Below are 12,269 nucleotides of genomic sequence, written 5' to 3'. Positions count from 1 at the left end.
GTTAAGTTGGCAATATTGCCGATTCTATCAGCCGCTGGCTTACCTGCCCATATCTTGCGCAAACCGGTATGCCGGTGGCCTGCCTGCCGATAGGCTGCTGCCATGGCTGACATTTTCGACGCACTATGGAAGAGCGTACTCAAGCGCAACATCGCGGAGTTCGTGGTCTTCTTTTTTCCTCAGTTCTCGGATGAAATCGATTGGGGCCAGCCACAGCGCTTGCGTGACAAAGAACTCCATGAACTCCGCCGCGATGGCCGACCACGCACCCTGATTGCCGACCTGTTAGTCAGCGTGTTCCTGCACGATGGGCGCGAAGTATTGCTGCATATCGAAGTGCAGGCGCAGCGCGATCCCAAGCTTGCGCGACGCATCCTGGCTTATAACTACAGCCTGTTCAATGATTACGGCTTGCCAGTCGCCAGTCTGGTATTGCTGGCAGATGCGGGCAAGCGTTGGTGGCCCAATACGTTCCATAATTGTGTGCTTGGCACGGAAATGGGGATCAGGTTTGCGGCGGCAAAGTTGTCTAGCTACGCAGAATTGGTCGATGAATTGCTGTTGGAGCGGAACATCTTTGCCTGGGTTGCGGCAGCTCATCTTCTTGCTCAACGGACGCATGGAAAGCCGCAAGCGCGTTATATCGAGAAATGGCGTGTTGTCAGGCTTTTGTACGAACGAGGATGGCGCAGGCGGCGTATTATTGACTTGTTCAAAGTGATAGACGGATTGATGGCATTGCCGCCTGAACTGCAAGAGCGACTGCGACGAAACATCGTCCGGCTGGAAAGGAGGCGTGACGTGGAATGGATTAGCCCCATGTTTCAGTTGTGCAGGCAAGAAGGGCTACAGGAGGGGCAGCAAAAAGGAAGGCAAGAAGGACGGCAAGAAGGACGGCGCGAGGGAGCGATTGACTTGCTCGAGCGCCAGCTGCATCGGCGCTTTGGGGCACTGTCGCCAACAGTCCAGAAACGCCTCGCCAAAGCCAGCCCTGGACAGCTTGCCCAATGGAGCGAGGCCGTGCTGGATGCCAAAACGCTGAAACAGGTTTTCTCTTCGCGCTCGTAGGATTATACTGTATGCATATACAGTATTATTCGGCATGGCACTCTTTGACCCCCAACCCCTGCACCCGGCCCTCTGGCTGGCCTCCCAGCTCACCAAGGGAGCCACGTCCTGTGTGGATACCGGTATTCCCGTCCTCTCCCACCAGTTGCCTGGGGGCGGCTGGCCGACGGGCGTCTTGACGGAATTGTTGCTTCAACAACCCGGTGTTGGCGAATTGCGCCTATTGAAATCCACCTTGGCCAGTCTGAACCGTCCGGCGGCCTTGCTGCAGCCCCCGTACGCGCCCCAAGCCCTGGGTTTTGAGTTACCCCCAGAGCAACTGCTGTGGATCCGCAACACCGGCAAGGCTGCCGATAGCCTGTGGGCTGCCGAGCAGATCCTGCGCAGCGGCAGTTGCGGCGCGGTGCTGCTGTGGCAACAGCACGTCCGCAACGAATCGCTGCGCCGCCTGCACCTGGCGGCCCAGTGTGGCGAAGCGCTGTTCTTCCTGCTGCGGCCGATTGCCGCCGCCCAGGATTCCTCCCCCGCGCCGTTGCGGCTGGCGCTGCGGCCGGCTCCCGGGGGCATCAATATCGAATTCGTCAAACGCCGGGGACCGCAGCGCGACACGCCGCTGTTCCTGCCCTTAACCCCAACCTTGTTGCAACGTCATGCGCCTGTGGATCGGCCTCTACCTGCCCCGGCTACCGCTCGAAGTGTTCTGCCCGAACTGGTTGGATGACCTGTGCAGCGTGGTGCTGGAGCAGGAGGGCGTGATCGCGGTCTCATATCGCGCCCATGTGATGGGCGTGCGTCCGGGCATGCGCCGCAGCGGCGCCCTGATGCTGGCGCCGGAAGCCCAGATGCACGAACGCGCCCCGCAGCAGGAAGAAGAAGCACTGCACGCAGTCGCCATGGCCATGCTGCAATACACGCCGCAAGTGGTGAAGGCGGAGGGCGCCACCCTGCTGCTGGACGTGGGCGCCAGCCTGCGCCTGTTCGGCGGCATCCGCCGCCTGTGCCGCCTGGTGCGGGGCAGCCTGCAAAAGCTCGGCTTCAGCGGCGTGCTGGGCGTGGCGCCCACCGCGCGCGGCGCCTGGCTGCTGGCGCGTGCAGGCGGCGGCCGCACGCTCAAGCTCGATAGCCTGCATCGCCGCCTGCATCGCCTGCCGGTAGGCTTGCTGCCGCCGCTGCAGCGCCATCAGCGCTGGCTGGACGGTATTGGTTGTCTCAGCATCGGCGACCTGGTGCGCCTGCCGCGCCCCGGCCTGCAGCGCCGCTGCGGTATCGAAGTGCTGGACATGCTCGATGCCGCGCAGGGCCTGGCGCCTGAAATGCACGAATGGCTGGAAGCGCCGCCCAGCTTCAAGGCCAAGCTGGAACTGTTCGGCCGCATCGACAACACCGACCTGCTGCTGGCCGGCGCCTGCCGCCTGCTGCAGCAGTTGACCGGCTGGTTATGCGCCCACCAGTTCGCTGTTTCGCGCATCCGCCTGTTGCTGGAGCATGAACGCGGCCGCGAAGCCTGCCCGCCGACACCAGTGGAAATCATGCTGGCCGAACCCACCTGGCGCGACGAGCACATCGTGCGCCTGCTGAAGGAACGCCTGGCCAAGGTGGAACTGCCGGCACCGGCGATCGGGCTAGTGCTGGAAGCGGCCCAGGTCGAGCCGATGGCGCCCCTCAGCGACTCGCTGTTTCCCGATCCCGGCGGCAGCCCGCAGGAGCGCCAGCGCCTGTTCGAAGTGCTGGTGGCTCGCCTCGGTGCGGAAAACGTGCTGCAGGCATATCCGAAGGCCGACTACCGGCCCGAAGTGGCCAACCGCTGGGTGCCGCTGCACGAGAAGGTACGCCCGGCCGACGTGGCAGCCCAGATGCCGCCGCGCCCCTTGCCGCGCCCGGCCTTCCTGCTGCCCAAACCGATCCCGCTCCTGATGCGCGACCATCGTCCGTTCTACTGCTCGCCGCTGCGCATGGTGTCGACCGCCGAGCGCATTGAGGCCGGCTGGTGGAGCGAAACGCAAACTCGCGACTATTTCATCGCCGAGGGCGAGGACAACGCCTACTACTGGGTCTACCGGGAACGCACGCCTGGCACCGAGGAAACGCGCTGGTACCTGCATGGCTTGTTCGCCTGAAGTATCATGGTTGGCGAAAGGAGGGACGTATGGACGCACAACGACTCGAATTCCCTGGCGCCGAGGGGCAAATGCTGGCGGCGCGGCTTGACTCTCCGGAAAACGGCGTACGTGCCTACGCCCTGTTTGCGCATTGCTTCACCTGCGGCAAGGATGTTTTCGCCGCCAGCCGCATTGCGCAGGCGCTGGCTGAACATGGCATTGCCGTGCTGCGCTTCGACTTCACCGGCCTGGGCGCCAGCGAAGGCGATTTTGCCAACACCAATTTTTCCTCCAACGTGGCCGACCTGCAGGCGGCTGCCGACTTTCTCCGGCGTGAATTCCAGGCGCCGCGCCTCCTGATCGGGCATAGCCTGGGCGGTGCTGCCACGCTGGCGTTCGCCGGCACCGTGCCGGAAGTGCAAGCCGTGGTCACCATTGCCGCGCCGAGCGACCCGGTGCACGTCACGCATTTGTTCGGCGACCAGGTCGATGCAATCACGGCGCAGGGCGAGGCCATGGTGCAATTGGCCGGGCGGCCGTTCCGCATCAAGCGGCAATTCCTGGAAGACGTGGCGGAGAACAGCTTGCGCAACAAGATCGCCAATATGCGCAAGGCTTTGCTCGTCATGCACGCGCCGGGCGATACGACTGTTGGCATCAATAATGCGCTGGAGATTTTCTCGGCCGCGAAACACCCCAAGAGCTTTATTTCGCTCGATACGGCCGACCACCTGCTGACCGTTCGCGAGGATGCGGCGTATGTGGCGGGCCTGATTGCCGCCTGGAGCGGGCGCTACCTCAAGGATTTCCAGGCTTCCACGCCATCGCCTTCCTGACGGCGGGGCGATCGCCGACCTGGGCCAGCCAGCGCTGCACGGCGGGCTTGCCGGACAGGTTCAGTTCCAGGTGCGAGGCGGCGGCTTCCGTCCAGGGATAGCAGGCGATATCGGCAATCGTGTAGTGATCGCCGGCCACGTAGGGGCTGCCGGCCAGGGCGCGATCGAGCACATTCAGCAAGCGCTCCGCTTCGGCGATGAAATGTTCCTTCGGCAGCGCGATGCCTTCCTTCACAAAGAAGCCCAGTTGGCCCAGCATTGGGCCAAGGCCGCCAACCTGCCAGTGCAGCCACTGCAAGGTGCGGTAGCGTTGTGCTCCCTCGTGAGCGAGAAAGCGATCGTATTTCTCGGCGAGGTAGGTCAGGATCGCACCGCTTTCGAACAGCGTGAGCGAGCCATCCATCAATGCGGGAATCTTGTTGTTGGGCGAAATGGCGAGGAATTCGGGGGTGAACTGTGCATGCTCGCGCAGGTTGACCGGTACCACCTCATAAGGCAGGTCAAGTTCTTCCAGCAGGATCAGCGGCTTGCGCCCGTTGGGCGTAGTCCATGTGTAGACGGTGAGCATGATGGCCACCACTCTAGCGCGGCCAAGGGAAAACGGGCGCACCGCAGTGCGCCCGTACCAGGGTGACTTACTGTCGCGGCGACAGGATGGCTTCCAGTCGGTCAGGCGTGCCTTCAATGCGTTCCAGGCGCGGATACTTCAGGCCCTCGTAGTAGGCCAGCGCCACGGTGCTGTATTGCTGACCGTGTTTCACCAGCAGTTCGATCGGTTTCTTGCTGGACTTGGCTTCAGTGATGGCCTTGCGCAGCAGCTCGGCCTTGTAGGCCCGGCCATTGACTGCCAGCAGGGTGGTGCTGCCGGACAGGCCTGCCTTGAAGCCTACGCCGTCCCACTGGATGCTTTCGATCTTGCCTTCGCTGCCGACGTTGAAGCCGAGCGAGTAGGTGAAGTCGGCGGACTTGCTGCGGTCTTCCGCCGCCTTCAGGAAGTCGGTCTGCTTTTCCGCGAATACCAGCTTGTAGCCGGCGCGGGCAATGCCGTCCATCGGCACCGGGCCCAGGTCTTCGATGCGGGTGCGCAGGAAGGTGGCCCAGTCGTGCGGCTGCACGCTGTTGAGCACCTTGACCACGTCCTCGAAAGTGTAGTGCAGCGCGTTCACGCGGCCATCTTCCACGCCGAAGAACCTGGTGGAGAAGTCATCCAGCGAATGCTTGTCGCCCGAGAGTTCGCGGATCTTGGTATCGACGTCCAGCCAGATCAGCATGCCTTCGGTGTAGTAGTCCTCGCTGCGCTGGTAGTTCGACCATGGGATAGGGCGGCGCGCGTTGATGATCGGATCGTAAGTGGTGTCCTGCACTGAACGCCATTCCCGGCCCTTCTGGATGGTGTAGCGCGCGGCGGTGGAAGCGATGATGTCCTTGATGCTGGCCCCCTTCATCAGGCCGGAACGTGCCGCCAGCACTTCGCCGTAGTAGGTGGTCTGGCCCTCATATACCCACAGCAGGTCGTTTTGCAGCGGCTGGTTGAAGTTCAGCACGTCCTGGCCTTTCGGACGGCGGAACTTGCCGTTCCAGGAGTGGGTGAATTCATGTGGCAGCAGGCCGCGTTCGGATTCGGCCTTGTTCCACTCGGTGAAGTAGTCGGTCTTCAGCGCGTTCTCGCTGGACTGGTGGTGCTCGCGGCCGACGCGGCCGAATTCGTCGCTCAGCGCGAACAGGAAGTCGTAGTGCTTGTAATGCTGGGAACCGAATACCTTGTAGGCCTGCTTGACCAGGTTGCGGTGCAGTTCGATCTGCTCAGGCTTGGCATCCAGCGCCTCCGCATTGTCGGCGACGACGTTCAGGTGCACCGGCACCTTGGCGCCCGGGTCCAGGTCGAAGCGCTTGAAGTGCCGGCCGGCGAACAACGGCGAGTCGACGAAGGTTTCCACGTCTGTGGTCTTGAAGGTCACGATATCGCCGTTGCGTTCCGCCTCTTCCAGCGCGGAGCCGTATTGCCAGCCCGCCGGCAGCGTCAGCGTGGCCTGGATCGGGATGCGGCGGGTGGCGTAGCCGGCCGGGTACATGGTCAGCGACTGCCACTGGATGCCCAGCATGTCAGGCGTGATTGAAGTGCGGCCCTGCGCACTTTCGGTCGGCGCCAGGTGCTGGTATTCCACGTCGATTGATTTGGCGCCTGCGGGCACGTCGATGTGGAAGGCGTACACGTTCACGTTGTCGCGGCGCCAGGCCAGGGTCTTGCCGTTGGCGCTTACCTTGAAGCCGGCGAACTGGTTCAGCGCACCGGTCGGGCCATGCTGGGCCGTCACCCACTGCGGGAACAGCAGCGTCATCTTGCCCGCCCTGGCAGGAATGGTCTGCTGGATGCGGTAGATATTCTGAGCGGTATTCGAGGCATCGACCTTCATCACGATGGTGCCTGGATAAGGCTGGTCGGCCGGGGCAGGGATCGCCTGGCCGGCGTGGGCGCTGAAGGCGGCGCCCAGCAGGAGGGTGAGGGCGGTATTGGCGAACAGTTTCATTTATTTCAACGGGGAAAGTGTGACGGGCGAGTTTAGCACGCAGGGATGGTCAAATTGTTTCGGAACGTAACGTGAAAAAAAGGTCTTGAAATCCTTTTTGGGGCTCCTATATCGGATTCAGCGGTTGCCCAGCCGGGGACCGCCGGACCTTATATCGCTTAACCTTGAAAGGATATGAAAATGCGTACTTTTGACCTGACCCCACTGTATCGTTCCGCTATCGGCTTTGACCGCCTGGCCCAGATGCTGAACGACTCGCATCGCGGCGACCAGCCCAGCTACCCTCCGTACAATATCGAACTGGTGTCGGAAGACCAGTACCGTATCGTGATGGCGCTGGCCGGCTTCGATCGTAGCGAGATCGACATTACTTCCGAGCGCGATTCTCTTGTGGTGATTGGCCGCAAGCAGAAAGACGGCCAGGAAAAGACCTTCCTGCACCGTGGCATCGCCTTCCGCGACTTCGAACAGCGCTTCCAGCTCGCCAACCACGTGAAGGTGACTGGTGCTTCCTTCGACAATGGCATGCTCACCATTGAACTGGTGCGTGAAGTGCCCGAGGCACTGAAGCCTCGCAAGATCGCGATCGACGGCGTAGTCAACCACACTGCCCTGGAGCAAAAAGCTGCCGCCTAAGCGCGCGTAGCACCCCGAAAAGGCCGGTTTTCCGGCCTTTTTTGCATTAAGACGCGTCTAAGTTTGATGCCGCATATTAGAGCCGTTGAGAAAGCAATCTTCTTCAGGAGTTTAATCATGCGCAACGCCACCACCATGTTCCTTGCCCTGGCCACCGCCGGTGTTATCGGTGCCGGTGCAGCCATCGCTGTCCAGCAGAGCCAGGGCTTCGCATCGCCGCATCCCGCCATTACCGTCGCCGCCCCGGCCAACGCCGCCCAGGGCGCGCCGGCGCCGGTGCCCGCGCCGATGATTTCCCTGCCTGATTTCAGCGTGATCGCATCGAGCAATGGCCCGGCTGTTGTCAACATCAGCACGGTCGGCAGCACGAAGGAGGCCAACTTCCGCGGCGATGCAGATTCTGAAAACGATCCTTTCTACGAATTCTTCCGTCGCTTCCAGGCTCCCGGCCAGCGTGGACGCGGCGGCGCGCCGACCCCGACCCACGGCGTGGGCTCCGGCTTCATCGTCAGCGCCGACGGCATTATCCTGACCAACGCCCACGTGGTGCGCGACGCCAACGAGGTGACTGTCAAGCTGACCGACCGCCGCGAATTCCGCGCCAAGGTACTGGGTTCGGACCCGAAAACCGATGTGGCCGTGCTGAAAATCGAGGCCAAGAACCTGCCGGTCGTGCCGCTGGGCCGCTCCACCGACGTGAAAGTGGGCGAGTGGGTGCTGGCAATCGGCTCGCCATTTGGCCTGGAAAACACGGTGACCGCCGGCGTGGTGAGCGCCAAAGGCCGCTCGCTGCCGGACGACTCCAACGTGCCATTCATCCAGACCGACGTGGCGATCAACCCTGGCAACTCGGGCGGCCCGCTGTTCAACACCAAGGGCGAAGTGATCGGCATTAACTCGCAGATCTACAGCCAGAGCGGCGGCTACCAGGGCCTGTCGTTCTCGATCCCGATCGACGTGGCGACCCGCGTGCGCGACCAGGTGGTCAAGACCGGCAAGGTGGTGCATGCGCGCCTGGGCGTGATGGTGCAGGAAGTGAACCAGGGCTTTGCCGATTCCTTCGACCTGGAGTCGCCGGAAGGCGCACTGGTGTCGAACGTTGAGCGCGGCGGCCCGGCCGACAAGCTCGGCCTGAAGGCGGGCGACGTGATCCGCAAGATGAATGGCCAGAAGATTATTGCCTCGGGCGACCTGCCGGCGATGGTGGGCCTGGCCATGCCAGGTGATAAAGTAGCGCTCGAGGTCTGGCGCCAGGGTAAGACCATCACGCTGGAAGGCAAGCTGGGTAATGCTTCCGAGCGTAATGTGGCGGCGGTGCAGAACGATGAAGCAGCCGCCAAGCTGCGCCTCGGCCTGTCGCTGCGCCAGCTCGACCCGCTGGAACGCCGTGAATCCGGCCTGGCATCGGGCTTGCTGATCGAGGATGCCGGCGGCGCGGCGGCCAGCGCCGGCGTGCAGCCGGGCGACGTGCTGCTGTCGGTGAATGGCCGTCCTGTCACTTCTGTCAACGATGTGCGCGACCTGGTGGCAAAATCGACGAAATCCGTAGCGCTGCTGATCCAGCGCGGCGAGGACCGCATCTTTATCCCGGTGCGCCTCGGCTAACAAAACAAGAAAGGTAAGACAATGCGCCTCCTGCTGGTAGAAGATGACACGATGATCGGCGAGGTAGTGCTCGACCTGCTCAGGGCAGAGCACTACGCCGTCGACTGGGTCAAGGATGGCGCCATGGCCGATACGGCCCTGCAAACCCAGACGTACGACCTGGTGCTGCTGGACCTGGGCCTGCCGAAGAAAGACGGGCTGGAAGTCCTGCGCTCGATGCGTGCGCGCAAGGAGCTGACCCCGGTGCTGGTGGCTACCGCGCGCGACGCGGTCGAGCAGCGCATTGCCGGCCTGGATGCCGGCGCCGACGACTACGTGCTCAAGCCTTACGACCTGGACGAGCTGCTGGCGCGTATCCGCGCTTTGCTGCGCCGCGCGGCCGGCCGGGCCGAACCGGTGTTCGAGCACAAGGGCGTGTCGATCAACCCGCAAACGCGTGAAGTGATTGCCAACGGCCAGCCGGTCAGCCTGTCGGCCCGCGAATGGGCGGTGCTGGAAGCGCTGATCGCGCGCCCCGGCATCGTGCTGTCGCGCGCCCAGCTGGAAGAAAAGCTGTACAGCTGGAAGGACGAAGTCAATTCCAATGCAGTTGAAGTGTATATCCACGGCTTGCGCAAGAAGCTCGGGTCGGAACTGATCCAGAACGTGCGCGGCCTCGGCTACATGGTGCCTAAAGCATGATGATGGCGGTCCCGAAGGTCAACGTCACGCACTCGCTGCGTGGGCGCCTGCTATGGTTCTTGCTGGCGGCGATCACCATGGCGGCCGTGGCGCAGGCCATGATCGCCTACAGCTCCGCGCTGAACGACGCCGACCAGATCTTCGACTACCACATGCAGCAGATGGCCATGTCGCTGCGCTCCAATGCGCCGATGGCAGCCACCGGCAACCGCGACCCCAACGATCCCGGCAACGACGAGATGGTGGTGCAGGTGTGGACGCCGGACGGCATCCAGGTATTCCGTTCGCTGTCGCGGGCCGAGCTGCCGCAGCGCGCGGTGCTGGGCTTCTCCAATGTGCGCGCCAATGGCACGACTTACCGCGTGTTCTCGGCGCAGACCGCGACCCAGACCATCCAGATCGCCCAGGACCTGGCGGTGCGCAAGCGCATGGCGGGAACGCTGGCGCTGCGCACCGTGGGACCGATCGCGCTGATGGCGCCGGTGCTGATGCTGGTGGTGTGGTGGGTGGTCTCCGGTTCGCTGGCGCCGGTGGCGCGCGTGCAGCGGCAACTGGCCTCGCGCAAGGCCGACGACCTGTCCGAAGTGTCCGATGCCGACCTTCCCGATGAGGTGCGGCCGCTGGTGCAGGAACTGAACCTGTTGTTCTCCCGCGTACAGACAGCCTTCGAGGCGCAGCAGAACTTCGTGGCCGACGCCGCGCACGAGCTGCGCACGCCGCTGGCCGCGCTCAAGCTGCAAATCCTCAGCCTGGCCCGCGCCGATTGCAGCGAAGCGCGCGACGTGGCGATCGGCCGCCTGTCCGCTGGCGTGGAACGGGCTTCGCGCCTGGTCGAGCAATTGCTGGTGCTGGCGCGCACCGAAGCGGCCGACGCCAGGCTGGAGCCGGTCAGCCTGACCGACCTGGCCAAGCGCGCGGTGGGCGACATGGCTGGCGCGGCGCAAGCGCGCAATATCGACCTTGGCCTGGAGCAGGCCGACGAGGCGACCGTGCAGGGGCAGGGCGACGCCCTGGTGATTTTGCTGCGCAACCTGGTCGACAACGCGGTCAAGTACACGCCGGCCGGGGGCACGGTCGACGTCTCGGTACTGGGCGCGGCGGGCGGCGCCGGGCCGCGGCTGGTGGTGGAAGACAGCGGCCCCGGCATCGCAGCGGAAGAACGCGAGCGCGTGTTCAACCGCTTCTACCGTGTGCCGGGCAGCGAAGCGCAGGGCAGCGGACTTGGCCTGGCCATCATCCGCGCCATCGCCGAACGGCATGGGGCCGGGTTGGCGCTGGACGCCTCGGAGCGCCTGGGCGGCCTGAAAGTGACGGTGGAGTTTGCCCCGCGCTAGAATGTCGTTTTCGACAAGCGGAGCAGGGCATGCAGAAGATCGGTTTCTCGGGGACTCTGGACCCTATCACCAACGGCCATATGTGGGTCATTGGCGAAGCGCGTTCACTCGCGGAAGAAGTGGTCGTCTTCCTGTCCGAGAACTCCACCAAGGCGCCCAAATTCTCGGCCGAGGAACGCAAGGCCATCGTGCTGGCCAGTTGCGCGGAGCGGGGCTGGGGCAATGTTAGCGTGCAGATCGTCAAGAGCGAATATACGGCGCGCGTGGCCAAGCGCAACGGCGTCGACTACCTGATCCGCGGCATCCGCAGCACCGCCGATTTCGATTACGAAAACCTGATCCAGCAAACCAATGTGGAAGTGATCGGCGGCGCCAAGACGCTGTTCGTGATGCCGCCGCGCGACCTCGGTTCGGTGAGCTCCAGCTTCGTCAAGGCGCTGGAAGGCCCGGTGGGCTGGAACTGGACCATGAAGAAATTCGTCCCCGCGCCGGCTTACCAGGCCTGGATTCTGGCCTGGCTGCGCAAGGAATGGGACAGCCTGTGGCGCGAGCGTCCCCATTCTGCCGACTGGTTTGAACGCGTGACCGGCGCGTCAGCCTACGGCGGCGCCGACCGCCATTACCACAACCTCGACCACCTGGTGCACGGCCTGGCGGAGATTCGCGCATGGGCCGCCAATACCGGTGCGGCACCAGCCGACGTGGCCCTGGTCAAAGCCGCCTTCTGGTTCCACGACGCCGTGTATGCCCACGGCGCCGGCGACATCACGAATGAAGAAGCCAGCGCACGCCTGTGGCTGGGCAGCGGCCTGGAGCCGGTCGCCGGGCGCGCCGACGAAGTGGCGACGCTGGTCCGCGCCACCGACCACTTCCAGGGCGGCGCCATTGCGCATCCGCTGAAAGACACCATGCTGTCGGTCGACCTGGCCATCCTCGGCCAGGAAGCCGAGGTGTACCAGGCCTATGCACGCGGCATCCGCGCCGAATACGCCCATGTGCCGGAAGAACGCTACAACAGCCAGCGCGCGCAGATCCTCGCGCATTTGCGCGGCAAGGCAGAAGCGGGCACGCTGTTCGCCGATCCTTATTTCACCGATACCTACACTGGCGCGGCGATTGCGAACATGGGCGCCGAACTGGCCCTAATTTCGAACAGGTAGGGCGGGCAAGGGGAGGGCGAGGTCGCGCCAGAAGCTCTCCACTTCCTCCAGTGCGGTCGCTTTCGCGCACTTTTCGGAAACGGCGCTGAGGATGAATTCTTCCGCCGACATTTGCTCTATCGGCGCCCATTTGGCGATTGCAGAAATAACGTCGCCAGCCAGGTGGATCGTCATTGCAGCCATAGCACCTCCTCCGAGTGGAATGTGATTCCACATTGCATCAACTGACCGCAGCAGTCTTTGCGCTAAGTCAAACTCTACGCAAGAGCCCGTGTCCCACCATGGGGTCACACCCGTTTCGGGACACAAGCTCGGCCGTCTT

General features: G+C 63.5%; 12 protein-coding genes. 9 read left to right on the top strand and 3 right to left on the bottom strand.

The annotated features are described in order from the left end of the window. The first annotated feature begins 102 nt into the window (after positions 1-102). Genes ACN9MZ_RS22905 through ACN9MZ_RS22890 form a run of 4 tightly spaced genes read left to right on the top strand, consistent with a single transcriptional unit; the run spans position 103 to position 4,003 of the window. Positions 103-1,068, top strand: coding sequence for an Rpn family recombination-promoting nuclease/putative transposase (locus tag ACN9MZ_RS22905; RefSeq protein WP_426339170.1), 966 nt, complete (start codon positions 103-105; stop codon positions 1,066-1,068). 34 nt (positions 1,069-1,102) lie between these two features. After that, positions 1,103-1,789, top strand: a complete 687-nt coding sequence (gene imuA / locus ACN9MZ_RS22900) for a translesion DNA synthesis-associated protein ImuA (protein ID WP_426339169.1) — start codon at positions 1,103-1,105, stop codon at positions 1,787-1,789. Beyond that, positions 1,719-3,185: a Y-family DNA polymerase gene (locus tag ACN9MZ_RS22895; protein WP_426339168.1), complete on the top strand. Its 1,467-nt coding sequence runs from the start codon at positions 1,719-1,721 to the stop codon at positions 3,183-3,185. The genes imuA and ACN9MZ_RS22895 overlap by 71 nt, the downstream gene beginning before the upstream one ends. Before the next feature lie 29 nt (positions 3,186-3,214). Next, positions 3,215-4,003 carry an alpha/beta hydrolase family protein gene (locus tag ACN9MZ_RS22890; RefSeq protein ID WP_426339167.1) on the top strand — a complete coding sequence of 263 codons (789 nt, stop codon included), beginning with the start codon at positions 3,215-3,217 and terminating at the stop codon, positions 4,001-4,003. On the opposite strand, the gene ACN9MZ_RS22885 is transcribed toward ACN9MZ_RS22890, so the two are convergent. Further along, a complete protein-coding gene (locus tag ACN9MZ_RS22885) occupies positions 3,966-4,571 on the bottom strand; it encodes a glutathione S-transferase family protein (RefSeq protein ID WP_426339166.1) in 606 nt (201 codons plus the stop codon). The two genes, ACN9MZ_RS22890 and ACN9MZ_RS22885, sit on opposite strands and share 38 nt — an antisense overlap. 67 nt (positions 4,572-4,638) lie before the next feature. Next, the gene (locus tag ACN9MZ_RS22880) at positions 4,639-6,531 is read right to left on the bottom strand and encodes a M61 family metallopeptidase (RefSeq protein WP_426339165.1); all 1,893 of its coding nucleotides are present in this window, start codon (positions 6,529-6,531) and stop codon (positions 4,639-4,641) included. A 180-nt stretch (positions 6,532-6,711) separates the two neighbouring features. On the opposite strand from ACN9MZ_RS22880, the gene ACN9MZ_RS22875 reads away from it, so the two are divergent. The 5 genes from ACN9MZ_RS22875 to coaD all read left to right on the top strand — a co-directional run bounded on the left by ACN9MZ_RS22875 (position 6,712) and on the right by coaD (position 11,947). Continuing rightward, the gene (locus tag ACN9MZ_RS22875; RefSeq protein ID WP_426163579.1) at positions 6,712-7,167 is read left to right on the top strand and encodes an Hsp20 family protein; all 456 of its coding nucleotides are present in this window, start codon (positions 6,712-6,714) and stop codon (positions 7,165-7,167) included. 117 nt (positions 7,168-7,284) lie between these two features. Further along, positions 7,285-8,772 carry a DegQ family serine endoprotease gene (locus tag ACN9MZ_RS22870; RefSeq protein WP_426339164.1) on the top strand — a complete coding sequence of 496 codons (1,488 nt, stop codon included), beginning with the start codon at positions 7,285-7,287 and terminating at the stop codon, positions 8,770-8,772. Between the two features lie 21 nt (positions 8,773-8,793). Further along, complete coding sequence (locus ACN9MZ_RS22865) at positions 8,794-9,453, top strand: response regulator (RefSeq protein ID WP_057261227.1); 660 nt, start codon at positions 8,794-8,796, stop codon at positions 9,451-9,453. Next, a complete protein-coding gene (locus tag ACN9MZ_RS22860) occupies positions 9,453-10,787 on the top strand; it encodes an ATP-binding protein (protein WP_426342948.1) in 1,335 nt (444 codons plus the stop codon). The genes ACN9MZ_RS22865 and ACN9MZ_RS22860 overlap by 1 nt, the downstream gene beginning before the upstream one ends. A gap of 29 nt (positions 10,788-10,816) precedes the next feature. Beyond that, positions 10,817-11,947 (top strand): pantetheine-phosphate adenylyltransferase, encoded by a 1,131-nt coding sequence (gene coaD / locus ACN9MZ_RS22855; RefSeq protein ID WP_426339163.1) that lies wholly within the window; start codon positions 10,817-10,819, stop codon positions 11,945-11,947. On the opposite strand, the gene ACN9MZ_RS22850 is transcribed toward coaD, so the two are convergent. Further along, a complete protein-coding gene (locus tag ACN9MZ_RS22850) occupies positions 11,930-12,121 on the bottom strand; it encodes a hypothetical protein (protein WP_426339162.1) in 192 nt (63 codons plus the stop codon). The two genes, coaD and ACN9MZ_RS22850, sit on opposite strands and share 18 nt — an antisense overlap. Positions 12,122-12,269: the final 148 nt, after the last annotated feature.

The organism is Pseudoduganella sp. S-14 (assembly GCF_049913285.1).
Lineage (GTDB): Bacteria > Pseudomonadota > Gammaproteobacteria > Burkholderiales > Burkholderiaceae_D > Rugamonas.
The sequence above is the reverse complement of the archived record's forward strand: the minus strand, read 5'-3'. Positions and strand labels throughout refer to the sequence as shown.

What these genes read in the sequence shown, in the direction of transcription:
- ACN9MZ_RS22905 (WP_426339170.1), top strand. Translation starts at nt 103, where the DNA reads ATGGCTGACATTTTCGACGCACTATGGAAGAGCGTACTCAAGCGCAAC.
- imuA (WP_426339169.1), top strand. Translation starts at nt 1,103, where the DNA reads ATGGCACTCTTTGACCCCCAACCCCTGCACCCGGCCCTCTGGCTGGCC.
- ACN9MZ_RS22895 (WP_426339168.1), top strand. Translation starts at nt 1,719, where the DNA reads ATGCGCCTGTGGATCGGCCTCTACCTGCCCCGGCTACCGCTCGAAGTG.
- ACN9MZ_RS22890 (WP_426339167.1), top strand. Translation starts at nt 3,215, where the DNA reads ATGGACGCACAACGACTCGAATTCCCTGGCGCCGAGGGGCAAATGCTG.
- ACN9MZ_RS22885 (WP_426339166.1), bottom strand. Translation starts at nt 4,571, where the DNA reads ATGCTCACCGTCTACACATGGACTACGCCCAACGGGCGCAAGCCGCTG.
- ACN9MZ_RS22880 (WP_426339165.1), bottom strand. Translation starts at nt 6,531, where the DNA reads ATGAAACTGTTCGCCAATACCGCCCTCACCCTCCTGCTGGGCGCCGCC.
- ACN9MZ_RS22875 (WP_426163579.1), top strand. Translation starts at nt 6,712, where the DNA reads ATGCGTACTTTTGACCTGACCCCACTGTATCGTTCCGCTATCGGCTTT.
- ACN9MZ_RS22870 (WP_426339164.1), top strand. Translation starts at nt 7,285, where the DNA reads ATGCGCAACGCCACCACCATGTTCCTTGCCCTGGCCACCGCCGGTGTT.
- ACN9MZ_RS22865 (WP_057261227.1), top strand. Translation starts at nt 8,794, where the DNA reads ATGCGCCTCCTGCTGGTAGAAGATGACACGATGATCGGCGAGGTAGTG.
- ACN9MZ_RS22860 (WP_426342948.1), top strand. Translation starts at nt 9,453, where the DNA reads ATGATGGCGGTCCCGAAGGTCAACGTCACGCACTCGCTGCGTGGGCGC.
- coaD (WP_426339163.1), top strand. Translation starts at nt 10,817, where the DNA reads ATGCAGAAGATCGGTTTCTCGGGGACTCTGGACCCTATCACCAACGGC.
- ACN9MZ_RS22850 (WP_426339162.1), bottom strand. Translation starts at nt 12,121, where the DNA reads ATGACGATCCACCTGGCTGGCGACGTTATTTCTGCAATCGCCAAATGG.